General features: G+C 59.1%; 21 protein-coding genes, 1 tRNA gene and 1 pseudogene. 11 read left to right on the top strand and 12 right to left on the bottom strand.

The window, feature by feature from the left end; genetic code table 11:
- Positions 1 to 161: 161 nt before the first annotated feature.
- The gene (locus tag AS026_RS02555; RefSeq protein ID WP_245307302.1) at positions 162 to 1,316 is read right to left on the bottom strand and encodes an N-acetylmuramoyl-L-alanine amidase; all 1,155 of its coding nucleotides are present in this window, start codon (positions 1,314 to 1,316) and stop codon (positions 162 to 164) included.
- Between the two features lie 746 nt (positions 1,317 to 2,062).
- Between AS026_RS02555 and AS026_RS02560 the strand changes: the two genes are divergently transcribed.
- A complete protein-coding gene (locus tag AS026_RS02560) occupies positions 2,063 to 4,900 on the top strand; it encodes an Rne/Rng family ribonuclease (protein WP_062368583.1) in 2,838 nt (945 codons plus the stop codon).
- A gap of 57 nt (positions 4,901 to 4,957) precedes the next feature.
- On the opposite strand, the pseudogene AS026_RS02565 reads toward AS026_RS02560, so the two are convergent.
- Together AS026_RS02565 and AS026_RS02570 are read right to left on the bottom strand one after the other, a co-directional pair.
- Positions 4,958 to 5,687: pseudogene (locus AS026_RS02565) on the bottom strand (NYN domain-containing protein).
- Between the two features lie 180 nt (positions 5,688 to 5,867).
- Positions 5,868 to 6,971 (bottom strand): COX15/CtaA family protein, encoded by a 1,104-nt coding sequence (locus AS026_RS02570; RefSeq protein ID WP_025661213.1) that lies wholly within the window; start codon positions 6,969 to 6,971, stop codon positions 5,868 to 5,870.
- A gap of 113 nt (positions 6,972 to 7,084) precedes the next feature.
- Between AS026_RS02570 and AS026_RS02575 the strand changes: the two genes are divergently transcribed.
- The gene (locus AS026_RS02575) at positions 7,085 to 7,294 is read left to right on the top strand and encodes a DUF2842 domain-containing protein (RefSeq protein WP_018116394.1); all 210 of its coding nucleotides are present in this window, start codon (positions 7,085 to 7,087) and stop codon (positions 7,292 to 7,294) included.
- A gap of 118 nt (positions 7,295 to 7,412) precedes the next feature.
- Entirely contained in the window at positions 7,413 to 8,654 is a 1,242-nt protein-coding gene (locus AS026_RS02580) for a GNAT family N-acetyltransferase (protein ID WP_062368584.1), read from the top strand.
- On the opposite strand, the gene AS026_RS02585 is transcribed toward AS026_RS02580, so the two are convergent.
- On the bottom strand, positions 8,655 to 10,799 hold the full coding sequence (locus AS026_RS02585) for a GumC family protein (RefSeq protein ID WP_062368585.1): 2,145 nt from the start codon (positions 10,797 to 10,799) through the stop codon (positions 8,655 to 8,657).
- Between the two features lie 192 nt (positions 10,800 to 10,991).
- Here AS026_RS02585 and AS026_RS02590 point away from each other — a divergent pair, with 192 nt between their 5' ends.
- The 5 genes from AS026_RS02590 to AS026_RS02610 are packed head-to-tail and all read left to right on the top strand — an operon-like array spanning position 10,992 to position 15,923.
- Complete coding sequence (locus AS026_RS02590; RefSeq protein ID WP_025661216.1) at positions 10,992 to 11,567, top strand: polysaccharide biosynthesis/export family protein; 576 nt, start codon at positions 10,992 to 10,994, stop codon at positions 11,565 to 11,567.
- A gap of 6 nt (positions 11,568 to 11,573) precedes the next feature.
- Positions 11,574 to 12,743, top strand: coding sequence for a glycosyltransferase family 4 protein (locus AS026_RS02595; protein WP_018116398.1), 1,170 nt, complete (start codon positions 11,574 to 11,576; stop codon positions 12,741 to 12,743).
- 57 nt (positions 12,744 to 12,800) lie between these two features.
- Positions 12,801 to 14,360 carry an undecaprenyl-phosphate glucose phosphotransferase gene (locus tag AS026_RS02600; protein ID WP_025661217.1) on the top strand — a complete coding sequence of 520 codons (1,560 nt, stop codon included), beginning with the start codon at positions 12,801 to 12,803 and terminating at the stop codon, positions 14,358 to 14,360.
- Positions 14,357 to 15,619 carry an O-antigen ligase family protein gene (locus tag AS026_RS02605; protein WP_062368586.1) on the top strand — a complete coding sequence of 421 codons (1,263 nt, stop codon included), beginning with the start codon at positions 14,357 to 14,359 and terminating at the stop codon, positions 15,617 to 15,619. The genes AS026_RS02600 and AS026_RS02605 overlap by 4 nt, the downstream gene beginning before the upstream one ends.
- 10 nt (positions 15,620 to 15,629) lie before the next feature.
- Entirely contained in the window at positions 15,630 to 15,923 is a 294-nt protein-coding gene (locus tag AS026_RS02610) for a DNA-binding protein (RefSeq protein ID WP_025661219.1), read from the top strand.
- Positions 15,924 to 15,947: 24 nt separating this feature from the next.
- Here AS026_RS02610 and AS026_RS02615 read toward each other — a convergent pair whose 3' ends face one another.
- The 3 genes from AS026_RS02615 to AS026_RS02625 all read right to left on the bottom strand — a co-directional run bounded on the left by AS026_RS02615 (position 15,948) and on the right by AS026_RS02625 (position 16,847).
- Complete coding sequence (locus AS026_RS02615) at positions 15,948 to 16,160, bottom strand: hypothetical protein (RefSeq protein WP_018859824.1); 213 nt, start codon at positions 16,158 to 16,160, stop codon at positions 15,948 to 15,950.
- Positions 16,161 to 16,337: 177 nt separating this feature from the next.
- On the bottom strand, positions 16,338 to 16,553 hold the full coding sequence (locus AS026_RS02620; protein WP_025661220.1) for a hypothetical protein: 216 nt from the start codon (positions 16,551 to 16,553) through the stop codon (positions 16,338 to 16,340).
- Positions 16,554 to 16,770: 217 nt separating this feature from the next.
- Positions 16,771 to 16,847: transfer RNA gene (locus AS026_RS02625), tRNA-Pro, on the bottom strand.
- A 471-nt stretch (positions 16,848 to 17,318) separates the two neighbouring features.
- On the opposite strand from AS026_RS02625, the gene AS026_RS02635 reads away from it, so the two are divergent.
- From AS026_RS02635 to AS026_RS42205, 3 genes are all read left to right on the top strand, one after another.
- Entirely contained in the window at positions 17,319 to 17,696 is a 378-nt protein-coding gene (locus AS026_RS02635; RefSeq protein ID WP_062368612.1) for a hypothetical protein, read from the top strand.
- A gap of 173 nt (positions 17,697 to 17,869) precedes the next feature.
- Positions 17,870 to 18,304, top strand: a complete 435-nt coding sequence (locus AS026_RS39105) for a CAP domain-containing protein (protein WP_082728416.1) — start codon at positions 17,870 to 17,872, stop codon at positions 18,302 to 18,304.
- 168 nt (positions 18,305 to 18,472) lie between these two features.
- Complete coding sequence (locus tag AS026_RS42205) at positions 18,473 to 18,625, top strand: hypothetical protein (protein WP_167354881.1); 153 nt, start codon at positions 18,473 to 18,475, stop codon at positions 18,623 to 18,625.
- Between the two features lie 4 nt (positions 18,626 to 18,629).
- Here AS026_RS42205 and AS026_RS02640 read toward each other — a convergent pair whose 3' ends face one another.
- The 5 genes from AS026_RS02640 to plsX all read right to left on the bottom strand — a co-directional run bounded on the left by AS026_RS02640 (position 18,630) and on the right by plsX (position 22,664).
- The gene (locus AS026_RS02640) at positions 18,630 to 19,295 is read right to left on the bottom strand and encodes an HAD family hydrolase (RefSeq protein WP_025661223.1); all 666 of its coding nucleotides are present in this window, start codon (positions 19,293 to 19,295) and stop codon (positions 18,630 to 18,632) included.
- Positions 19,296 to 19,420: 125 nt separating this feature from the next.
- Positions 19,421 to 19,963 (bottom strand): MerR family transcriptional regulator, encoded by a 543-nt coding sequence (locus tag AS026_RS02645; RefSeq protein ID WP_018116346.1) that lies wholly within the window; start codon positions 19,961 to 19,963, stop codon positions 19,421 to 19,423.
- A gap of 217 nt (positions 19,964 to 20,180) precedes the next feature.
- Positions 20,181 to 20,519 carry an integration host factor subunit alpha gene (locus AS026_RS02650; RefSeq protein WP_007531489.1) on the bottom strand — a complete coding sequence of 113 codons (339 nt, stop codon included), beginning with the start codon at positions 20,517 to 20,519 and terminating at the stop codon, positions 20,181 to 20,183.
- A gap of 107 nt (positions 20,520 to 20,626) precedes the next feature.
- A complete protein-coding gene (locus AS026_RS02655) occupies positions 20,627 to 21,598 on the bottom strand; it encodes a beta-ketoacyl-ACP synthase III (protein ID WP_041912225.1) in 972 nt (323 codons plus the stop codon).
- Positions 21,599 to 21,617: 19 nt separating this feature from the next.
- Complete coding sequence (plsX, locus tag AS026_RS02660; protein WP_025661225.1) at positions 21,618 to 22,664, bottom strand: phosphate acyltransferase PlsX; 1,047 nt, start codon at positions 22,662 to 22,664, stop codon at positions 21,618 to 21,620.
- Between the last annotated feature and the right edge of the window lie 86 nt (positions 22,665 to 22,750).

A 22,750-nucleotide genomic window follows, 5' to 3' on the forward strand; every position in this document is an offset into this window, starting at 1 on the left:
TTACTCCATGAGCGTTTTCGCCACAAGCCGATTCCGTTTCATCTATGGAAACACAAGGCTGAGTAACGGCGTGAATGTGAGTAAAATAGGGCCTTGAAGCGCTATTCCCACATTGCGATCGTGTTACACCAGCAAGTGTCACATCTGCGCCACGGCTGCAATCAGCCCCCATTTGCAACCATCGCCGTGCGGTAGTGCTTGACGGCCTCCGTCAGCAGGTCGGCCATCCTTCCCCGCCATCCGTCATCAAGCAGGAGCTTTTCGTCGTCCTTGTTGGAAAGGAAGCCCAGTTCCAACAGGATAGACGGCACATCCGGTGCCTGCAGAACGCGGAAGCCCGCATGGCGGTGTGGATTGTTGATCGTCCCTACCTGATCCTTGAAGGATGTAAGCACGCTTTCAGCAAGCGAAATAGAAAAAGCCTGCGTTTCGCGGCGCGTCAGGTCGAGCAGAATATCGGCGACTTCGGGAGGCTCAGCCACGGTCTCCTTGCCGGCAATCTGGTCGGAGAGGTTTTCGCGGTCGGCGAGATCGGCGGCAAGCTTGTCGGAGGCCCTGTCGGAGATCGTGTAGACTGTCGCGCCGCGAATATCCTTTTGTTTCAGGGTGTCCGCATGCATCGAAATGAAGAGGCCCGCATGGTTCTGGCGGGCAATCTCCACACGCTCGGAGAGCGACAGGAACGAGTCATCCTTTCGCGTCAGGAACGCCTTGATGCCGGACTCGCGGTTGAGGCGATCGGCGAGCGCCTTGGCGAAGGCGAGCGTTACGTCCTTCTCCTGCGTCTTGGTATCGACGCCGATCGCACCCGTGTCGATCCCGCCGTGACCAGCATCGACAGCGATGATGAAATCTCCATCAGCCGGTTTCTCCGGCACAGCAATGGCGCTCGTCGTCTGTTGGGACGAAGGATCGCTCCAGGACTGGGCCTTGACCAGTTCGGCAAACTTCTCGTTGTCCGTCATTGCCGCATCCAGGACGAGACGGTGCCCCTTGCCGTCCTCATCTTCCTGGACCTTGGCGACTTCCATCTTCACCGGCTTCTTGGCGGTCAGCACGATACGGGCGCTGTCCTCGTCCATCTTGCCGTAGCGTATGTCCTTGAAGAGCCCCCTCGCCGCGAGATCCGCAGCTGGGAAGCCGAAGGCTGTCGCAGGCAGGTCGACGACGACGCGTTCGGGATTGGCGATATAGTGGACGGAAAAATCGGGGGCCCGATCGAAGTCGATGACAATGCGCGTACGTGCATCGTCGCCGATGATTCGGGCGCCATAGGCGAGCAAGGGGTCGGCCTTCGCTGCTTCGTCTGCTCGCACCTCAGGAAGAAATGCAAAAGTCGTCGCGGCCGCGGCAACGGCCACCACGCCGGTAAACCTTATTTTCCGCCATCCGGATATTACCGTCGCGGGTCGTACCCTCTTAAACAATCGACCGCCACACCTTAAATATCATTCCGATCAACTTCTCCCGGCAAACGCGAGATCGCCGGTATCAGCGACGTTCGCGGCCACGGAGCCGAATCGGCGCCCTTAATCCCCGATTTTGTATGCCTTCCGAAATCCATCAATATTATGGCACATTTGGCTTTTCCCTTGCTATTGTGACAGAGAAAACATACAAGGATTTTTAGGGTAGAAGTGCTGACGGGATAGAGTCGCCTGCACGGCAGCCAAACCGCAAGGGAACTGGCGCCACAACCGGCAATCGTCCGCCGTCTTATGTGTTTCCACTCGAAATTGGATCCTGAATTTTCCGGCGTATGCGGGAACTTCATCGGTGGATAGCCACCAACCGCTCTTTACAGAGAGAGCAAACTCATCGGACCTGAACAAGGTCTTAGTTTTGTCGATCTCGCTTGGTCTTTGATGGTGTCGCAGCAGGTTTTATCTGAAGTCTACAGGCCCCGGGAGAACATCTCCCCCGCTGCTGTCTGGCTGCTGCCTTCCACACCGCACCAAACGCGACTTTCATTATCCGGCGCTGCAACGACGAGCCGCCTCTCCTCTGTCTCTTCGACACAAGGGGATGCCGACGTTCGGCCGCGCCGAGGAGCACAGCTTACATGGCAGACAAGATGCTTATCGACGCGTCTCACGAGGAAGAGACGCGCGTTGTTGTCGTTCGCGGAAACCGCATAGAAGAATTTGACTTCGAGTCACAGCACAAGAAGCAGATCCGCGGCAACATCTACCTCGCAAAGGTAACGAGGGTTGAACCCTCGCTGCAGGCCGCGTTCGTTGATTACGGCGGCAACCGGCACGGCTTTTTGGCCTTTGCCGAAATTCACCCCGACTACTACCAGATCCCGCTTGCCGATCGTCAGGCCCTGCTTCGCGCCGAAGCCGAAGAGCATCGCCGCGACGACGACGTCGAACACGTCGAGACGGCGCCGGTCGATCTCTCCACCCAGGAACAGCCCGACGTTGGCGTAGCCGCAACTGCCGAAGCGCCGGCAGCGGAAGCCGCTCCCGAAGAAGACGCTGCCGTAGCAACCGAAACGGTCGAGGCCGTTGCGGAAGTCGCCGAGGAAGCACCCGTCAAGAAGGCAAAGCCCCGCCGCAGCCGCAAGAAGGTGGCGCCGGCGGCTGAAGCGCCTGCCAACGACGAGGCTGCCAGCGAAGCCACCGCCGACAACGACGATGAAGGCTCGTCGGGCAACGAGATGGCCGCAATGGTCGAAACCGACTCGATCTCCGAAGAGGTCGACGCCCGCCGCCGCAGCGATGACGACGATGACGACGATCACGACCACGAAGAGGAAGTGATCGAATCCGTCGGCGCCGAAGACGCCATGGAGGAGGTTCCCGATCGCGTCCAGCGCAAGCCGCGCAAGCAATATCGTATCCAGGAAGTCATCAAGCGCCGCCAGATCCTGCTGGTGCAGGTGGCAAAGGAAGAGCGTGGCAACAAGGGCGCTGCCCTGACGACCTATCTTTCGCTGGCCGGTCGCTACTCCGTCCTCATGCCGAACACGGCGCGTGGCGGCGGCATCTCCCGCAAGATCACCAATCCGCAGGACCGCAAGCGCCTGAAGGAAATCGCGCGTATGCTCGAAGTGCCGCAGGGCATGGGCGTCATCCTGCGCACCGCCGGCGCGAATCGAACCAAGGTCGAGGTCAAGCGCGACTTCGAATATCTGATGCGCCTGTGGGAGAACGTCCGCACGCTGACGCTGCAGTCGACCGCTCCCTGCCTCGTGTATGAGGAAGGCTCGCTCATCAAGCGCTCGATCCGTGACCTCTACAACAAGGATATCGGCGAGATCATCGTTGCCGGCGAGGAAGGCTATCGTGAAGCGAAAGACTTCATGAAGATGTTGATGCCGAGCCACGCCAAGGTGGTTCAGCCCTATCGCGACATCCACCCGATCTTCTCGCGCTCCGGCATTGAGGCTCAGCTCGACCGCATGCTGCAGCCGCAGGTAACGCTGAAGTCGGGCGGCTACCTGATCATGAACCAGACCGAAGCGCTGGTTTCGATCGACGTCAACTCCGGCCGCTCGACGCGCGAGCACTCGATCGAGGACACTGCTCTGCAGACCAACCTCGAAGCGGCGGAAGAAATCGCCCGCCAGCTTCGTCTGCGCGACCTTGCCGGCCTGATCGTCATCGACTTCATCGACATGGAAGAAAAGCGCAACAACCGCGCTGTCGAGAAGAAGCTGAAGGAATGCCTGAAGAACGATCGCGCGCGCATTCAGGTCGGCCGTATCTCGCATTTCGGTCTTCTGGAAATGTCGCGCCAGCGCATCCGCGCATCCGTTCTTGAATCAACGACGCAGGTCTGCTCGCATTGCGGCGGTACCGGCCACGTCCGTTCGCAGTCCTCCGTTGCGCTGCATGTCCTGCGCGGCATCGAGGAGTACCTGCTCAAGAATACCACGCACAACATCACGGTTCGCACGACGCCTGATATTGCCCTGTACCTGCTCAATCACAAGCGGCAGACAATCGTCGACTACGAAGCCCGCTTCGGTGTGTCGATCATTATCGATGCGGATGGCTCGGTCGGCTCGCAGCACTTTGCGATCGACCGCGGCGAGCCGGTCGAGAACCCGGTGAAGATCGAAACCCTGTTCAACTTTGCTGCCATCCCCGATGACGAAGACGACGATATCGTGGTCGAAGTCGACGAGGAGGAAGAAGAGGAACTGGAGGCCAAGCCGGCCGCAGCCGAACGTCCAGCGCAGCGCGCCGAAGGCGATGGCGAGGGCCGCAAGCGCAAGCGTCGCCGTCGTCGTCGCGGCCGCAACGGCAATGGCGAGGCGGTTGCTGCCGACAGCGTTTCGGGTGACGCAGTGGAAGGCGACCAGATCGACAGCGATGACGAGGAAGAAGGTGACGAAGGCGTTGCCGCCACCTCGGAAACGCGTGACGAAGGTGATGAGAGCCAGCGCCGCAAGCGCCGCCGTCGCGGCAAGCGCGGCGGCCGCCGCAACCGCGAGGAAGGTGGCGAGCAGGAGGCTTCTGCAGCGGAAGCGGCAGATGACGATGCCGAAGATGGCGAGACGGAAGTGACCACCGTCGAGGTGATCGAAGCCGCCGCCGAGAAAGCAGTCGAAGCTCAGCCAGCGATGGTCGCTGTTGAAGCGGGCGCCTCGGTTACGGAAGACATAAAGCCGAAGCGTGCACGTCGCAGCCGCAAGGCATCTCCGGTCGAAGAGCCTGTCGTTGAAGAAGCGACGGAGGCAGCACCCGCCGCTGAAGCTGAGATCGAGGCTGCATCCGCAGACCTGGCTACGCCCGCAGTCGAAGAAGCGAAGCCTGTCCGCGCCAACAGGGAGTCGAACATCTCCTCGTCTGAACCAACGGTTAAATCGACGCGCAGCGATGCTGCTGAGACCGAAGGCGACGGCAAGCCGAAGAAAGCTGGCTGGTGGCAGCGCCGCGGTTTTTTCTAAGATTGATTTTCGGCGATAAGTAAAAGGATCCGGCTGCGGCGACGCAGCCGGATTTTTTTATACTCTCGGCGACGGCTGTTTCACCCGGATACGGAGCGGCTTGCCTTCGACATTGTTCATGTCGAACGACTTCGTCTTTTGACGAGGTCGCTTAGCTTCCGGAAGCCATATGTCCGCGGATCGAAGTCCGACGCCAGATTTGCGAGCTGCGCTCCAACTGCACCGAGCGATACCCATCCATCTTCACTCTCCATCTGAGCGATGACCTTCTTGATGACGGGCGTCGCTTCGCTCGGTTGGCGTAGCGAGCGCGCTTGCGTGGCCTCGCTGCCGTTTGATGTGACCGTGGGCACCAGGTTTTCGGTATGGATGAATCGACGGCATGCCTGACGAAAACTCTCTTGTGTCTTCTGCTCACCAAACCCGAAAACATCGATGCCCTGCTCGCGGATCCGCGAGGCAAGTCGGGTGAGGTCGCTGTCCGAGGATACAAGACAAAAGCCGTCGAAACGGCCACTGTGCAGCAGGTCCATGGCGTCAATGACAAGAGTAATATCGGAAGCGTTCTTGCCCGTCGCGTGTTCGAATTGCTGTTGAGGGACTATTGCGCGTCGCGCCAGCACGTCGTTCCACGCTTTTGAGCTAGCACTGGTGAAGTCGCCATAAATGCGCCGAACACTTGCCTCGCCGATCTTGGCTATCTCCTCGAATAAGCCAGCAGCGATCTTTGCGGAAGTGTTGTCGCGTCAATAAGTACGGCAAGTCGGGGCGAGCGGGGTTCGGGCATAAACGGCTCCAGTCCCTCATGATAGATCCGACGTCCACCATCAACGAACTGACCATTTTTTGCAACCAGTAGTAATAAAATCGGTAAACAACACGTCGACGGCCTCAAAGGAGGCTGGCGCCATTTGCCATCGGATGCCTGACGTTCGAACGCGACTCTCGCTGATCCCGGCGACGCGTCTTAGTCCCGCTCGGCAATCATGGTCTCGTGCGGATACTCTCCGTAGAAGCCCCGCCAATTGGCGACCGCGAAACCAAAAACCACCAGCGCTCCCGCCTGATGGAGCAGCCCCCAATGAAGCGGGACCTGCAGCAGCAAGGTCGCGATGCCAATCGCCGCCTGTATTGTCACCAGAACAAACAGGACGACGGCGCGCCGGGCATGCGTCGTGGAGGGCGCTGCGGTCAGAGCTATGATCATGTTGATCAGCGTCAGCGCAAAAAGGGTGTAGGCGCCCAGCCGATGAATGAACTGCACGGTCTTGGGGTTCTCGAAGAAATTGATCCAGGCCGGTTGCTGGATCAGCAGATCCGAGGGCACGAGGGCACCATCCATCAACGGCCAGGTATTATAGGTAAAGCCGGCGTCGAGGCCTGCGACGAGCGCGCCGAGGTAGATCTGGAATAGCGCAAACGCCACGATGGCGCCCGCCCAGACATGCGAGCCTTGTGTGGGCGCCTTGTCATCGGAGTGAGGGGAAAGCCCTCGCATGATCCACATGCAGGACGCGAAGATAAGACAAGCCATGATCAGGTGCGTTGCCAACCTGTATTGGCTGACGTCGGTTCGGACGGAGAGTCCTGACGACACCATCCACCAGCCGATCGCACCCTGCAGTCCACCCAGCATGAGAATTCCGAAGAGCGGCCAGCGCAGCCGTCTCTCCACTTTTCCCGCCAGCCAGAAATAGAGCAGCGGCAGCGCAAAGATGACACCAATGCCACGTGCGATCAGGCGATGGGCCCACTCCCACCAAAAGATGCCCTTGAACTCGTCGACAGTCATTCCGCTGTTCATCTGCTGAAACTCGGGAATGCGCTGATAGAGTTTGAATTCCTCGTCCCATTCCGCAGCGCTAAGAGGCGGAATGACACCGTGAATCGGCTTCCATTCGGTGATGGAAAGCCCCGAATTCGTGAGCCGGGTGGCTCCACCGATGATCACAAGACAGAACAGCGCCAAGAGCACAAAGCCCAGCCAAATGCGAACGGCCCGGCGATTGCCATCCTGCCGGCGTATCTCACGCAGTATTTGCTGTTCGGTGCTCAAGTTCGCGATCGCCATGGCTGCTCCTTACTTCCGGTAGTTGATTTGCCTGAGCGGCTCATGCAAAACAAGCCCCGAACCTTTGCGGCATGCCGTCGCGGCAATCGGAACACCAGTTTGAAAGATATTTGATGCCTGTCCGCCTCCGCAAATTCATCGGTACGATCCTGATCGTCGTGCTCGTGCTTGCCTATGCGCTGCTCGCAAACACGATCGCGGTCGCCACGCTCGGTGATGCGCCATGGTGGGGTCAGCTCCTGTACTTTTTCCTGACCGGCCTACTGTGGGTGCTGCCCGCGATGGTCATCATCAAATGGATGGCCGGGCCGAAGCAGCAGTGATCCGTTAACGACGGGATAACCGTGATCGACGGAAAGCAAGGTTTAGCGCCGCTCATAAACCAAATGGACGTTCCGTTGGACTATTCTTCGCGCCTGCAAGTCAGTCCGGAGAAAATCAGTGCAGGCGCAGAAGCTTCCTGTTTCAGATAGGGCGCACCATTCAACGGAACCCGACGCCGGTATTTCCGAATGGCTGGCGTCGGATGCGCAGCTTGCTGTGGCAGAACCCGATATCACCGTCCTGGATAGCTTGGCGCCGCTGGAAGCGGTTTGGCGCGCACTCGATCGCGACAATCTGAATTCTCTTCATCAAGGCTATGACTGGTGCATGGCGTGGACCAAGTCCTTCGGACGCCAACTGTCGATAGTCTGGGGCAGGATTGGCGGAGAGACTGCATTCATTCTACCGCTAGAGATAACCAGCTTTCATGGCTTCCGGACCGCCAGATTCATCGGCGCCGATCACAGCAACATCAACACCGGCCTCTTCTCAACACGCTTCATTGAACTTGCCGACAATCTGGAGCCTCAAAAGCTTGCGATGTCGCTGCGCCGTGCTCTGGCCGGACGGACCGATCTTCTGCTGCTGCAGAATGTTCCGTTGGAATGGCGCGGCCGACGCAATCCCCTGGCATTATTGCCGATGGTCCAGAACCAGAATCACGCCTACCAGCTTCCACTTCTCGACAAGATGGAGTCGACGCTTCAACAGGTGAACGCCAAGGGCCGACGCAAGAGGTTCCGGGCGCAGCTGCGGCGTTTTGAGGCGCTCGGTGGCTTCGACTACATCTCCAGCGGCACCCCGGATGAACAACACCAGTTGCTCGATCGCTTCTTCGAACAGAAACGTGAGCGTCTCAAGGCGCTCGGGTTGCCTGACGTATTTGCAGACCCGGAGACCAAAGCGTTCCTGCACGGCGCCATCGACATCCGCGACCGCGACGGCCGGATGGTGGGACTGGAAATGCACGCAATCCGCCTGAAGGGCGAGCATTCCGGCCGCATCGCCGCACTCGCCGGTCTTTCTCGCAAAGGCGACCACATCATCTGCCAGTTCACCGCCTTCGATGAAAGTGCGGCGCCGGAGACGAGCCCTGGCGAGTTCCTGTTTTGGCAGATGGTCGCCGCCCAGCACGGCAAGGGCGTCAGACTGTTCGATTTCGGCCTTGGCGACCAGAGATACAAACGCTCGTGGGCGCCTGTAAAGACTGAGCACCATGACGTCGTTCTACCGCTTTCGCTTCGCGGCAGCGTGGGTGCCTTAATGCACCGGGCCATCACGCGCGGCAAAGGCTTCATCAAGTCTCAACAGAAGCTATACGTCGTGGCCCAGCGCCTGCGCCGTGTCATCGGCGTATGATTAGGCGACACGCCGCGAAACTGGGTTCTCTATGGACCCGCTGCTATCGGACATCAGAACGACGCGTTCATAACCGGCGGCTTCGAACTCGGTCATGACAGTCACGAACTCCTGCTCGACGATCTCAGGCATCGAGAGAATGATCTCGACATCCTTGCTTTGAGTCAGCCTGGAAACGCCGGCCACGTCGGCGGCACCGCATTCCACCATCACCAAATCATAGGCCGAGATCAAAGCGTCCAGCAGCAGAGACAGGCGATCGGCACCGCGCATTGCCCGGCGCGGATCGCTGATGCCCTGCGGAATGAAATGCGCGTCTGAGCGGCTGTCGCCGTGCATCGTATCGCCGAAGGCTGCATCGCCGCAGAGCAGATCGGTTATGCCGAGCATCTTGCTGTCCTCAGCCATGAGGTCTGTCGGCAGACCGGAGCCGGTCATGTCGACCAGAATGACCCGCGAGCCATCCTCAGCCAACTTTCGCACGAGGGACACGGTTGCCGCCGAGCCGTCGTCGCCGGTCGGAGAAATGGAGATCGCCAGAGGCGCCCTGCTGCCTCGAAGGTACTCCGCGACGGATGCAATCGAGAATTCGTTTGTTTCAACGATTTTCTCGTCCTCAGCCTGTTCGGCCACCGGCTCGTCGTCTGCGGGTGTGGCCAACAAGCTCGGTGTAGCCACGCGATTGACGGAGCCGGTAGTCGCTGATTGAGGTTCCTCATCATCGCGCCCTTCCTCTTCGCTCAGCCCAACGGGGCGGAGCGCCCGGCCGCTGAAGAGTTCGGCGAGCATGATCACGATGGACGTCATGATGAAAGTTGCGAAGGCGGCGACGATGACGATCGGCAGAACCTTCGGGAAATAAGGATCGACGGGCTGTATGGCCTTCGACACGATGCGTGCGTCGGCCGGGCTTGAGTTCTTGTCGGCGCGCGATGCCGCCTCCCGGTATCGAGAGAGATAGGTCTCCAGAAGCTGGCGCTGCGCCGTCGCTTCACGCGTCAAGGCGTTGAGGCCAACCTCGTCTTCGCCGGCCCGGGCGCTGTTTGCCTTCAGACTGTCGGCCTGCTGCTCCAGTTCCTTTTGGCGAACAGCAGCGACCTTCGCTTCGTTTTCGATGCTTGCAAGGATCTTCTGCGTCTCCTGGCGAATCTGGACCTTGATATCCGAAAGCTGCGCGCGAAGGCTCTTGAGGCGGGGATGGTTGTTGAGCAATGACGTCTGCAGGTCGGATATCTGCGACTGCAACCCCGACTCCGTGCTCTTCAGTCGCTGGATCGACTGAGACGACATGATGTCCTGCAGCGCGTCGGACGGCTCACCTGACGAGAGAGCATTGCGGACGGACTGGGCGCGCGCCTCAGCGTTTGCGCGATCTCCCCGGACCCGGGTGAGCTCAGCCGAAATGTCGTTCAATTGCTGTGTCGCGAAATTCGAGCCGCCGTTGGTCGGAAGCAGTCCGTGCTCAGCACGGTATTCTGCCACCTTCTGCTCTGCGTCATTGACCTTCTGGCGGAGGTTTTCGATCTCGGGCTCCAGCCAGCGCGTCGCCTCGGAATTCGAATCCAGCTTGGCGCCGCTCTGCGTGGCGAGATAGACCGCCGCCATCGCGTTCGGAATTGTCGCCGCGAGCTTGGGATCCTTCGAAGTAAAGGTAATGCCGATCACCCGCGATCCCGGCACCTGATAGACTTGCAGCCGCTCGGTGAAAGCGTCGATCACGCGCTCTTCGGGGGGATTTTCATATGGATTCTTCTTGAGGTGAAGGGCTACCAGGATGTCGGTGAGCGCCGAGCCATTCGCGGCAGCGTCGAATTCCGGCAAATCGTAGAGCTTCTGGCCGTTGATGACCTGCTTGATGAGATCCGCGGACTGCAGCAGCTGCACCTGGCTTGCAATGTTGAGCTCGTCCAGCAACGGACCAGCATTGGTGTCGTTCACCTGCGCATTGGCGAAAGCAGGAGCACGCGGCTCGATCAGGATGCGCGTTTCGCTTCGGTATTTGGGGGAGATCATCTTGGCGCTCGTGAAGGCGACCCCTGCCCCCAACGCAGTAATCGCCAAAACCTTTAGCCGGCGCGCCCAGACGGCGCGGACCAATTGTCCGAGATCGATGTCCACATCCTGATTACCCGATACGCCGGACATGCTGGTACTCCGAGAACAAACGTGGCCGCGAGGGTAAATGACTATAGTAACCCAACGGTTAATGCTTGCTCGGGCAATCCCGGCGACACGTCGACTGGCCGGAGCCAAAAAAATCGGCGCTTTTTACCGTCCATTAACCCTAACGGATTGATAACGGCTGAGACCTATTTCGTTTTCCGATGAGCAGACGCGATGCCTTTCGCACAGCCCAAGTTCTTGATGGCTCTGAGCCTCGCCGCCATGACTGCGGTCGTGAGCGGCTGCAATAGCTACAAACCTGCCCCCCAGGCTTTCAATCAGGCGACGATCCAGCCCTATTCGCTTGATAGCGGCGACCGGCTGCGCATTACTGTGTTCGACCAGCCAAGCATGACCAACACTTATACGATCGACCAGGCCGGCTATATCGCCTTCCCGCTCATCGGGCAGGTGCCGGCTCGTGGACGGACGCTGCAGCAGTTGTCGGGCCAGATCGCGCAGAAACTAAGACAGGGTTACCTGCGGGACCCCGACGTCACGATCGATGTCGACCGCTACCGCTCGATCTTCGTTATGGGCGAAGTCGGCCAATCCGGACAATACGCCTACGTTCCGGGAATGACGGTGCAGAATGCCGTTGCCATTGCCGGCGGCTTTACGTCGCGCGCCAACCAGGGCGCTGTCGACGTAACCCGAAAGGTCAATGGGCAAGTGATCACAGGGCGCGTCAACATCTCTTCGGCGATCGTCGCCGGCGACACGATCTACGTTCGCGAACGACTGTTCTAATCCTCGATGACCGAACAGCGACCCCTCCGCATCCTCCATTGCTTCAGATCACCGGTCGGCGGAATCTTCCGCCACGTCCGCGATCTGGTGTTGGAGCACAGCAAGGCGGGACACGAAGTCGGCATTCTTTGCGACAGCTCAACGGGCGGCGAGCATGAAGACCGCTTGTTCGACGAGATTCGTCCCTACTTGGCGATGGGATTGACCCGCATGCCCATGCGGCGGCACGTCAGCCTCTCCGACATCGGAGTGATCTGGGATACGTACAAGAATATTAAAAGTTTGCGGCCGGATGTGCTGCACGGTCACGGCGCCAAAGGCGGTGTGCTCGCGCGGCTTGCCGGCTCAGCCTTGCGGGTAAACAGGTATCGCGTAGCCCGCCTCTATACTGCGCATGGTGGAAGCCTGCATTATTCTCCGAGGTCGCTCGTAGGGCAATTCGTGCTCCGCATGGAGCGTCTGCAGGAGTACTTCACGGACGCCCTCGTCTTCATCTGCGAGTACGAGCGCGAAGCCTATACGAGGAAGGTCGGGCGGCCTCGAACGGAAACGCGGCTGATCTACAATGGACTTGCGGAGCGCGATTTCGAGCTCATCCCAACCCGTTCGGATGCCGTTCATTACATCTACGTCGGCATGCTGCGGGACCTAAAGGGTCCCGATCTCTTTGTGGAGGCCTTCGCGAAGGCGGAGCGCATTCTCGGACGCCCACTTTCGGCCGTGATGGTCGGCGACGGGCCCGAGCGCGACAAATACCGAGACATGATGATCGAGCGTGGTTTGGGCAAGCGCATCAGCATGCTGCCGGCGATGCGCGTTCAGCAGGCGTTCGCGATGTCACAGAACCTGGTCGTTCCGTCGCGCGCCGAAGCCATGCCGTACATCGTGCTCGAGGGTCTCGGCGCCGGGAAGACCATCATCGCAACTCGCGTCGGCGGAATTCCCGAAGCCCTGGGCAGAGACAGCCCTGCCCTCGCCAACCCCGAGGATCCCGACGATCTTGCGCGCGCCATGGCGGATGCGATCCGCATCCCGGGCTGGCATGATACGGCGATGCCGTCGATGGAACAGGTGAGGTCGGTCTTCTCGGCCTCGATCATGGCCAACGATGTCCTGAAATTGTACCACGACCTCCTGGACCCGCAATCGAAGCAAGCTATTGCTCTTGCTTCGTAAAAGTTTTCTTAGGGGCTTTCTGCTATTGCCGGCGTGATAACCAGCGGCGGTAGCCTCATGAACAAGGCAGAGAAAAGCGAGCAGTTTGACCTGGAAGCACTGCGGAAGCAGGTTTCCGACATCCATCGACGCGACGAAGGGGTGGATGAAACGGTTCAGCCGGAGCCGATCAACGCCTATGCCCGTCAGATCGCCGAGCAATTCAGCACTGGAAACCGCTCACCGGCCATCATCATCGGTCAGTTCCGACTTTTTGAATTCGCCTCACAGTTTCTCGTCGGGTTGCTTGCATTCCTCATCTGGCCCGGGAACGGGGGCGAAACCCTTGCAGGGCGGGCGATCGCTGCCATTGTTGTTGCGGCACTCCTCGTCAGTGCGCTCCAGACGGCCGACACCTACTCCATACCAGCGCTCCGCGCCCGTATGCGCCTGCTGCCGCGAGTCCTTGCCGTGTGGGCATCCGTCTTCCTGATTGTCACGGCTGCAAGCGTACTCTCCGGCAACATCGGCTGGGCACAGCCGCAAGCATATCTTGCGTGGTTCATTGCCGGCGCAATCGTCCTCCTCGCTGCTCGCTTGCTGACCGCCTACGGTATCCGCAATTGGTCACGCAATGGCATCATGGAGCGCCGCGCGGTGATCGTCGGTGGCGGGGCACCGGCCAAGGAGCTGATCCGCATTCTCGAGCAGCAACCCGACAACGACATCCGGATCTGTGGCATTTTCGACGACCGCGGCGAGAAACGGTCGCCGATCATGGTCGCCGGCTATCCGAAGCTCGGAACGGTCGCCGAACTGGTCGAGTTTGTGCGCATTACCCGCATCGACATGCTGATCATTTCTCTGCCGCTTAGCGCGGAGGCCCGCATCCTACAGCTGCTGAAGAAGCTTTGGGTGCTGCCGGTCGACATTCGCCTAGCCGCGCACGCAAATCGCCTGCGCTTTCGCCCGCGTGCCTATTCGCACATCGGGTCTGTCCCGATGCTCGATATCTTCAACAAGCCGATCCGGGACTGGGACTCGGTTGCCAAGCGCTGCTTCGATATTGTCTTTACGCTGCTTGCCCTGGCACTCCTCTGGCCGATCATGCTTGCAACGGCGATCGCCATCAAGGTCACCTCGAAGGGGCCGGTCTTCTTCATGCAGAACCGTCATGGCTTCAACAACGAGATCATCAGGATCTTCAAGTTTCGCTCAATGTATGCCGACAAGGGTGACCCCACCGGACGTGCCGCGGTCACCAAGGGCGATCCACGCGTCACACCCGTCGGACGCTTCATCCGCAAGAGCTCGATCGATGAACTGCCGCAGCTTTTCAACGTGTTGAAGGGTGACATTTCGCTGGTTGGCCCGCGCCCACATGCCATTCTGGCCCAGGCGAAGGACCGCCTCTTCGGCGACGTCGTGGAAGGCTATTTCGCGCGTCATCGCGTGAAGCCCGGGGTGACGGGTTGGGCGCAGATCAACGGCTGGCGCGGCGAGGTCGATCACGACGACAAAATCAAGTTCCGGACCGCCTACGACCTCTACTATATCGAGAACTGGTCGCTCTGGTTCGATCTGAAAATCCTGTTCCTCACGCCCTTCCGCTTGTTCAATACGGAAAACGCCTATTGAACTCGGCCTCGGCGACACATCTTCGCGTTGCTCAACCGCAACGAGCAACGTTGCGGCTGATCGGTTCGGCGATGGTCGCCTTTGGTGTCTTTCTCTCCGGCTTCGTTATCGATGAGCCGGCGCCCTACGAGTTGTGGATGGCCGCCCTTCTCGGCATCTGGTTCATCCTCGGTCTCAGGGTTTCACGCTTCACAGCGCCGCTGCTTGCCCTGCTGCTTGCCTTCAACGTCGGCGGCATGCTCTCGCTGACCCAGATGAAGGACCTCGGGACCGGGCCAATGTATGTCGCGGTCTCGACGTTCCTCGCATTGACTGCGATCTTCTATGCCGCGATCGTCGAGGACAGCCCGCGGCGCCTGCCGCTCATCTTCAATGCCTGGGCGTTCGCCGCCGTTATCACCTCCCTGCTCGGGATACTCGGCTATTTTCACGTCTTCCCCGGCGCGGAGGTCTTCACGCTCTACGACCGTGCCAAGGGCGCCTTCCAGGACCCGAACGTATTCGGCCCATTCCTGATCCCGCCATCCCTCTACCTTGTCCACGGCATTCTTGTCGGCAATCTGAGGACGTCGCCGATCAAAGCAATAGCGCTCTTGATCCTGGCACTGGGCGTCTTCTTGTCGTTCTCGCGTGCGGCCTGGGGCCTCTTTGCTGCCGGGATTCTTCTGCTGATCTTCTGCATGCTGCTCAAGGAACGCAGCGGCGCATTTCGACTGCGCATCCTGATCCTGTCGCTTGCGGCGATCATGTTGCTGGTTGCGTCGCTGGTCGTCGCGTTGCAGTTCCCGAAGGTCAGTGCGCTCTTTTCGACGCGCGCCCAGCTCGTGCAGCAGTATGACGGTGAACACCTCGGTCGCTTCGAGCGCCACCGCATCGGCTTCACAATGATGATGGAACGACCACTCGGAATCGGTCCGCTGGTCTTCGGCGCGATGTTTCCTGAGGATGAGCACAATGTCTGGCTGAAATCGCTGACGAGCTACGGCTGGCTTGGCTTTGTCAGCTACGTCACCATGCTCTGCTGGACAATCTATCTCGGGTTCAGGAACCTGCTCAAGGACCGCCCCTGGCAGCCCTATCTGATGATCGCGTGGATCGGAGTGCTAGGGCATGTGGCAATCGGCAATGTCATCGACATCGATCACTGGCGACATGTCTACCTGCTTTTTGGTGTGGTCTGGGGCTGCGCCGCGCTGGAACAGCGCCATAGACGCAATGGTGCTGCACATCGGGCTTGCGAACGAGCACCGACGCGCTAGTGTTTGATTCATGATCACAGCGACACAAATGCGCGGCGCCCGCGCGATGACCGGAATGAGCATCGAGCAACTGGCAACCGCCTCAGGTCTGCCCGCTGCCACCATCGAAATAATGGAGCGCGATGAGCAGGAAGGCGAGCCGCATGCGCTGCTCGCGGTCAAGCAAGCGCTGGAGGCGGCGGGCATCATCTTCATCGCCAGCGGCAACCATGACGAAGGCGGACCGGGCGTCCGGCTGCGAGCACGTACCGGGATCGACGAAGGGATCCGCCCGGAAAATCTCAACGCGGCAAACGACGACTAGTCGGGCGCTCTTCAGGTTCCGAAATTACAAGTAAGCCCTTGCGAGGGCGGCAAGCTTGCCCTTGTCCCTGACACCCTGTCGGTAGAGCTGGATCAGGAGCGCGCCGATGACTTCGGCAGCCGGTGTATCGCGCGCAAGTCCCCTGTCCCGGCAGACATCGTCAAGTACTCCGGACAGGAGGTCTAGATCATCCGAGAAAAGTGGCAGGTCACGTGGAAGAACTGGGGATTTAAGCATCACGCCACAGGTTCCATGAGGGCTAATGACACCACTAGCATTGACGTCGACCGCCCATCCATAGCCGACGATGCGGGCACTATGCGCCCGAGCCGGTGATTTATCAACCGAACATTTCCAACGGAAACATTTATGTGAACGGCATATTTCAGGCCGGATTGATGGGCGACTTCCGCGTCAATTTTTCAGTCGCTCCAAGGCAAGCTGCGAATAGATCGAGTCCTCGATGATGACCCTTGCGCCGACCTTTACGAGATAGGTCTCGGCGAGGTCCGTCAGTGCCAGTGCGACTTCGTGTTCCGACCAGCCCGACGATATAGCCTTCTCGACCAGAGCCTCGAAGGACTCCGCCAGAGCTTCCCGGCATGTTTCGCTTGCCTCGCGGTTGGCCATGTGTCATCCACCAACAGTTGTCGAATATATATTACATGAAACTAATAATTATTCGAGTTATTAAGAAAATTTTCTATCAGCGATATATCCGTGCGGACCCGACATCAGAAACACTGACAGGAAAAGGGCAACTGCGTCGCAGTTGATTCTCGGCAAGGCTAGCCATGAAAGAGAGATCACCATCGGCTGCTGGGGGTGCCGAAGGTTACTTTGTAAATGGTCGGGGCGACTGGACTCGAACCAGCGACCCCTTGACCCCCAGTCAAGTGCGCTACCGGGCTGCGCTACGCCCCGACCTGCCGAAACGGCCTGATCCTGTTAGTATTTTGGAATTTCCGGCGCAAGGGAAAAATCATGCAGGAGGAATAAAAAGGAACGAAAGCCGGGGATAGGTGGGCTTGCAACAGAAGTTCCACGGTCAGTTCCGCTGCCGTCCGTGAGACCTGCGTCTCACAGCAAATCAGGCCAGCGAGCGCCTTTTGCATGTCGGCAATCAAATATGTGCGGTCCCTCCGATAAAAAAATGCGCGCACTCAGAGTGGCGATCGCAATCGAAACGCTTGCCGGCAGTGACGAAAGGCTTTGAACGCGAAGCTTGGCTAGAGGCAAAGAGAGTCACAAACTTCTGAATTGCATGTAGCCTGTTTCGGACCCCGGCTCACAGTTCCCATCGAGATACGTCGAAATACTGGCTTGATTTAGCAACTGCTAGAAGAGACTTTCTTGGCGGGGGGCCTGTCGTTTGGCGCCCTCGTGGGGGAGCACATGAAGAGAATCATGATCGCCGGCCTTTTGTTACTTAGTTCCTGCGGGAGCGTCACTCAGCAGACAATCCCGTATACGCTCTCGGAGGGCGAGGTTTCTGCCATTCAGAACACAGTTCGAAGCTATCTCAAGGATCCCTCCAGTGCGAGGTTCAAGAGCATGATGGCGGCACAGAGACAGCCCGGGATCGTCTATGTTTGCGGCATAGTGGACTCCAAGAACAAGGCCGGTGCCTTTACTGGCGGAGAGCCCTTCGCCGGTGTTTTGAGAAACACAAGCGCGACTGGAAGAGCGGCTTTTTCGTTTACCCTGACCGGCCAAGGCAGCGCACAAACAAACTTCAACAATCTGTGCCGGCAGAATGGGGTCGTGAGCTGACGCTTGTCCGCTGAGCGTCTCCTGACATCACCCAGCTGGTCAGCTCGTTGGAGTTTACATTTCTGCTCGACATCAAATCGAGGCATCGTGCCCGTTTATGGTTGCCTGGATCGTTTGCTTTATGTCTGCTCGGGCCCGCCAAAGGCGAATTCTTGCCAAGAGGAAATCCGACGATGAAGACGCTACGGACAATAGCCATTGCGATTCTGAGCTCGGCGTGCATAAGCGCAGCGCAACCATCAACTACTACTGGCGATTTTGGCTCCCAGACGCTCGCTCTCATCAATTCGTATAGGGCCAGCCGTGGACTGTCTCCCCTGGCCGCGAATGGCACTTTGAAAGCCCTGGCGCAGCAGCATAGCCGCTACCAGGCAGCTCGGCGAAGCATGAGCCATGATGGTTTCCGCCAGAGATCGGCTCAAGCCAGAGCCGCTGGACTTAGTGTGGTATGTTCAGAAAATGTCGCCATGGGGTATACGACACCGCAGCAGCTTTTTGCTGGCTGGAGGCGTTCCTGGGGCCATAACACGAATCTGCTTCGACCTAATCTGCGATACGCGGGAGTGGCCACTGTCGGAGGCTACTCGACTTTCTTCGCTTGCCAGTAGCATCATCTCGATTTTGATTTTTGCCAACGCCGGGAAATGTCAGTACTCGGTCGTGGTCAAAAACGCTTGCTCGATCGCCCCCCCGCGAATAAGAGACCTCGGAAACGCAAGACTTTGGATAAGACCATGCAGATTGAGATCCCCTGCCCCAAATGCAGGAACACCCGAATGAAATTCGAGCGGCCCGAACCGCTCGACACCGATATCCTTACCTGCTTCACCTGCGGACATGTATTGGGGACGCTGGGTTCGGTAAAGGCAAAAATGATTGCTGCTTTCGAGCGCATGAAGAAGCAGGCGCAGCAACAGCGCAAGCACTAGCGCGCTATCTGACCAGCGCAACGCGCCCGTCTGGGCCGGTGTCGACACGCCACTCCCGATAGTCGGAGATCGAAAAGTGCGGCGTTGCGAACGGCGTCGTATGCGTCTCGGTGATGACTGTCACATCCGCGCCCGCCGCTTCGCCTGCGAGAATTCCGGCAACGGCATCTTCGAACACCAGGCATTTCGTCGGATCGACTCCGAGGCGCTTGGCCCCCAGCAGGTAGCACTCCGGGCTCGGTTTCCCGGCTACCACTTCTTCACCGCTCACCATCGCCACGGGCGTCGGAATGCCTGCGGCGGCCATGCGCCGCCGGGCGAGTTCGATCGGTGCCGAGGTTACGATCGCCCACTTTGCCGGTGGAATGCTGTTCAGGAAATCGATCGCGCCGGGGATCGAGACGATACCTCCAACGTCCTCCATCTCCTCCTTCAGTAGCTGCTTTGCCTCATACTCCGGATCGACGCCTGGCAACGCCAGCTGGCGAATGACGTCGGAGGCGCGAATGCCATGGATCGTCTTGAGGAAAACCTCTGGCTCGAGGCCATGCCGCATAGCCCATTCCGTCCAGACGCGTTCGACCACCGCGATCGAGTTCAAGAGCGTGCCATCCATATCGAACAGGAAGGCGTCATAGAATTTGCCGGGAACGGAATGATACGCGGTCACGAAGGTTTCCTTGGTACTGACTGGAATTACGCTCGCCGCCGACTACGATGCGTTTGGCAGAGGCCGTCCGAACGCGCGGGCGATGCTTCACTAACTAAGCCATCGAGGCGCTCCGGTAAATTGGATCAGCGAACTTGATCCAACAGGCGCTTGCATTCGAGGAGATCGTAGAGTGCTTCCTGAAGCAGCGCTCGATCCTCCTTGCCGACGCTCGACTTGCCGATCGAGATTTCCGGGGATTCTTCATCGCCACCGCCGAAATTGAAGAAGCGGCGTGTGATCGGCGGCTTCGCGCGGCCAACCACCTGATCCTCCTCGGACATTCCGACCCGTGGCTCGGCCGCATCACCGCCCTCCTGCGGGCCGCCCGTCAGCGCCTGGACACTGGCGAGATCGCCATGCCCGATGGAGATGACAAACTTGTTGCCGTTGGTCTTCAGAAGTTTCTGCACGCCCTTGATGGTGTAGCCGTGATCATAGAGCAGGTGGCGAATGCCCTTCAGAAGATCAATATCCTCGGGCCTGTAGTAGCGGCGGCCGCCGCCGCGTTTCATCGGTTTGATCTGAGGAAACCGAGTTTCCCAGAAGCGCAGGACATGCTGTGGAAGGTCTAGGTCGTCCGCCACCTCGCTGATGGTGCGGAACGCATCGGGGCTCTTATCCAACATCCTTACTCCCTACGCGGTCTCGGGGTGCGCCGCGCGTCTGTTCGGCTGACAAGGCGCAGCTGTGTCTCACGAACGTCAGAACCGAGCCGCGACTCATCATATTTCAACGGTTTGACGCCGCGAATTCAAGTCACGTCTTGAATACCGCACAGATCGTTCAGGGAAGATTGCAGGTTATTGTCGTCGAGCGAGAGGAACCTCCCTCTCCTCAGCCCGATCAGGAAGCCGGATTTGCGGCCTTCTGCTTGGTCTTGCGCAGAGTATGCGCCTTGAGGATCCGCGTCTTCAAGACATTGGAGGCCTTGAAGGTCATGACGCGTCGGGGAGAAATCGGTACTTCCTCGCCAGTCTTCGGATTGCGGCCGATGCGCTCATTCTTGTCGCGCACCTGGAACGTCGCAAAAGAGGAGAGCTTGACGGTTTCGCCGCGAACAATCGCGTTACAAATCTCGTCAATGACAGTTTCCACGAGCTCAGCAGATTCGGTTCTTGAAAGACCGACCTTACGAAAAACTGATTCCGCCAGGTCTGCTCGCGTCACTGTCTTTCCGGTCATGGTTTCCCCGCCCATTTGCCAATTATATTATGAAAGCGGACAAAGAGTATTTGTCTTGCGCCTCACGGTCAAGCTCTTGTTCGTCGGTAGTTTTTTGGATTTTCGGGTTACCAGCGCAGGAGTGCTGCGCCCCAGGTGAAGCCGCCGCCCATCGCTTCCAACATCACCAGATCGCCTTCCTTGATCCGGCCGTCGCCAGCGGCCGTGGCCAGCGCGAGCGGAATCGAGGCGGCAGACGTGTTGCCGTGGAGATCAACCGTAATGACTACTTTCTCAGGTGCGATATGCAACTTCTTGGCGGAACCGTCGATGATACGGCGATTGGCCTGGTGTGGCACGAGCCAGTCGAGATCGTCGGCGGTCGTTCCCGTGGCGTCGAAGGCGGCCTGAATGACGTCAGTGATCATGCCGACCGCATATTTGAAGACTTCGCGGCCCTCCATGCGCAGCTTGCCAACCGTGCCGGTCGTCGAGGGACCGCCATCCACATAGAGCTTCTCCTTGTGGGAGCCATCGGAACGCAGGTGCGCCGTCAGCACGCCACGATCAGCGGTCGTGCCCTTGCCCTCGGCAGCCTCCAGCACGATCGCCCCGGCGCCATCGCCAAAGAGGACACAGGTCGTGCGATCGTTCCAGTCGAGAATGCGCGAGAAGGTCTCGGCGCCGATTACCAGCACGCGCCTGGCGAGACCGCCCCTGATAAAGGCGTCGGCCGTTGTCACAGCATAGACGAAGCCTGTGCAGACGGCCTGTACGTCGAACGCAAAGCCATGGTGCATGCCCAGGCGGTTCTGGATATTGACGGCAGTCGCCGGGAATGTGTTGTCGGGCGTCGAGGTGGCACAGATGATTAGATCGATATCAGCTGGCGTCAGGCCGGCCTTGTCGAGCGCAGCACGCGCCGCAGCTTCGCCGAGCGACGATGTCGTCTCGCCCTCGCCCGCGATGTAGCGTTGGCGAATGCCCGTACGCTGGACAATCCATTCGTCCGATGTGTCCACGACATCTTCCATGTCGCGATTGGTCATAACGCGTTTCGGAAGTGCGGCTCCGAACCCGCGAACAACTGAACGGATCATATTGCTTAAACCCCGTCGCTCATGCGGCTTCCGGCCCGATCGGGGGCAGCCGCTTGGCATGATACTTTTGAAGATCGTTTTCTATTTTCTGATTGAGGCCATTCTTGGCCATGTCGTAGCCGACCTCGATGGCGGCAGCGATGCCTTCGGCATTGGCGCCGCCATGGCTCTTGATGACGACGCCGTTGAGGCCGAGGAAGACGCCGCCGTTCACACGGCTCGGATCCATTTTTTCGCGCAGCATGTCGAAGGCGCCCTTGGCGAAGAAGTAGCCGATCTTGGCAAGCAGCGTGCGCGACATTGCAGCGCGCAGATACTCACCGATCTGCCGCGCTGTACCTTCGGCCGCCTTCAAAGCAATATTGCCAGAGAAGCCTTCGGTCACGACGACGTCGACGGTACCCTTCCCCAGGTCGTTGCCTTCGACGAAGCCATAGTACTCGAGCGAGTCGATGTTGGCCTCACGGAGCAGGCGCCCCGCTTCCTTCACTTCTTCCTGGCCCTTGATCTCTTCGACCCCGACATTCAGCAGGCCAATCGACGGACGCTCGATCTCGAACAGCGCACGGGCCATTGCCCCGCCCATGAGCGCGAAATCCATTAACTGCTGCGAATCCGCGCCGATCGTCGCGCCCACGTCGAGAACGATGCTCTCGCCCTTCAAGGTGGGCCAGATGGCAGCGATCGCCGGCCGCTCGATATTGGCCATCGTACGCAGACAGAACTTGGCCATCGCCATGAGCGCGCCGGTATTGCCGGCCGACACCGCGACGTCGGCTTCCTTCGTCTTTACCGCTTCGATCGTCCGCCACATGGTAGAGATATAGCGACCGCGACGGAGCGCCTGGCTCGGCTTCTCGTCCATGCGGACGGCCAGCTCGCAGTCGTGGAAAACGGTCTTTTCCTTGAGCTTCGGAAACCTGTCGAGAACCGGCTCGCACTGTTCCTTCAATCCATACATCACGAAGAAAATATCGGGATGTCTTTCCAGTGCCTTGGCGGCGCCGGGGATGACAACCTGGGGACCAAAGTCGCCACCCATGAGGTCGATAGAAATTCTGATCACGCGTCCCTGATCCTTGTTTTTCGCCTCCGGCGGGCGAAATTTCGGCCAAAATACCGGTTTTCCCGTCGCTTACAACTGAATTGTGT

The organism is Rhizobium altiplani (genome assembly GCF_001542405.1).
In the GTDB taxonomy this organism is placed as follows: domain Bacteria; phylum Pseudomonadota; class Alphaproteobacteria; order Rhizobiales; family Rhizobiaceae; genus Rhizobium; species Rhizobium altiplani.

What these genes read in the sequence shown, in the direction of transcription:
- AS026_RS02560 (WP_062368583.1), top strand. Translation starts at nt 2,063, where the DNA reads ATGGCAGACAAGATGCTTATCGACGCGTCTCACGAGGAAGAGACGCGC.
- AS026_RS02570 (WP_025661213.1), bottom strand. Translation starts at nt 6,971, where the DNA reads ATGGCGATCGCGAACTTGAGCACCGAACAGCAAATACTGCGTGAGATA.
- AS026_RS02575 (WP_018116394.1), top strand. Translation starts at nt 7,085, where the DNA reads ATGCCTGTCCGCCTCCGCAAATTCATCGGTACGATCCTGATCGTCGTG.
- AS026_RS02585 (WP_062368585.1), bottom strand. Translation starts at nt 10,799, where the DNA reads ATGTCCGGCGTATCGGGTAATCAGGATGTGGACATCGATCTCGGACAA.
- AS026_RS02590 (WP_025661216.1), top strand. Translation starts at nt 10,992, where the DNA reads ATGCCTTTCGCACAGCCCAAGTTCTTGATGGCTCTGAGCCTCGCCGCC.
- AS026_RS02595 (WP_018116398.1), top strand. Translation starts at nt 11,574, where the DNA reads ATGACCGAACAGCGACCCCTCCGCATCCTCCATTGCTTCAGATCACCG.
- AS026_RS02600 (WP_025661217.1), top strand. Translation starts at nt 12,801, where the DNA reads ATGAACAAGGCAGAGAAAAGCGAGCAGTTTGACCTGGAAGCACTGCGG.
- AS026_RS02610 (WP_025661219.1), top strand. Translation starts at nt 15,630, where the DNA reads ATGATCACAGCGACACAAATGCGCGGCGCCCGCGCGATGACCGGAATG.
- AS026_RS02615 (WP_018859824.1), bottom strand. Translation starts at nt 16,160, where the DNA reads ATGCTTAAATCCCCAGTTCTTCCACGTGACCTGCCACTTTTCTCGGAT.
- AS026_RS02620 (WP_025661220.1), bottom strand. Translation starts at nt 16,553, where the DNA reads ATGGCCAACCGCGAGGCAAGCGAAACATGCCGGGAAGCTCTGGCGGAG.
- AS026_RS02635 (WP_062368612.1), top strand. Translation starts at nt 17,319, where the DNA reads ATGAAGAGAATCATGATCGCCGGCCTTTTGTTACTTAGTTCCTGCGGG.
- AS026_RS39105 (WP_082728416.1), top strand. Translation starts at nt 17,870, where the DNA reads ATGAAGACGCTACGGACAATAGCCATTGCGATTCTGAGCTCGGCGTGC.
- AS026_RS42205 (WP_167354881.1), top strand. Translation starts at nt 18,473, where the DNA reads ATGAAATTCGAGCGGCCCGAACCGCTCGACACCGATATCCTTACCTGC.
- AS026_RS02645 (WP_018116346.1), bottom strand. Translation starts at nt 19,963, where the DNA reads ATGTTGGATAAGAGCCCCGATGCGTTCCGCACCATCAGCGAGGTGGCG.
- AS026_RS02650 (WP_007531489.1), bottom strand. Translation starts at nt 20,519, where the DNA reads ATGACCGGAAAGACAGTGACGCGAGCAGACCTGGCGGAATCAGTTTTT.
- AS026_RS02655 (WP_041912225.1), bottom strand. Translation starts at nt 21,598, where the DNA reads ATGATCCGTTCAGTTGTTCGCGGGTTCGGAGCCGCACTTCCGAAACGC.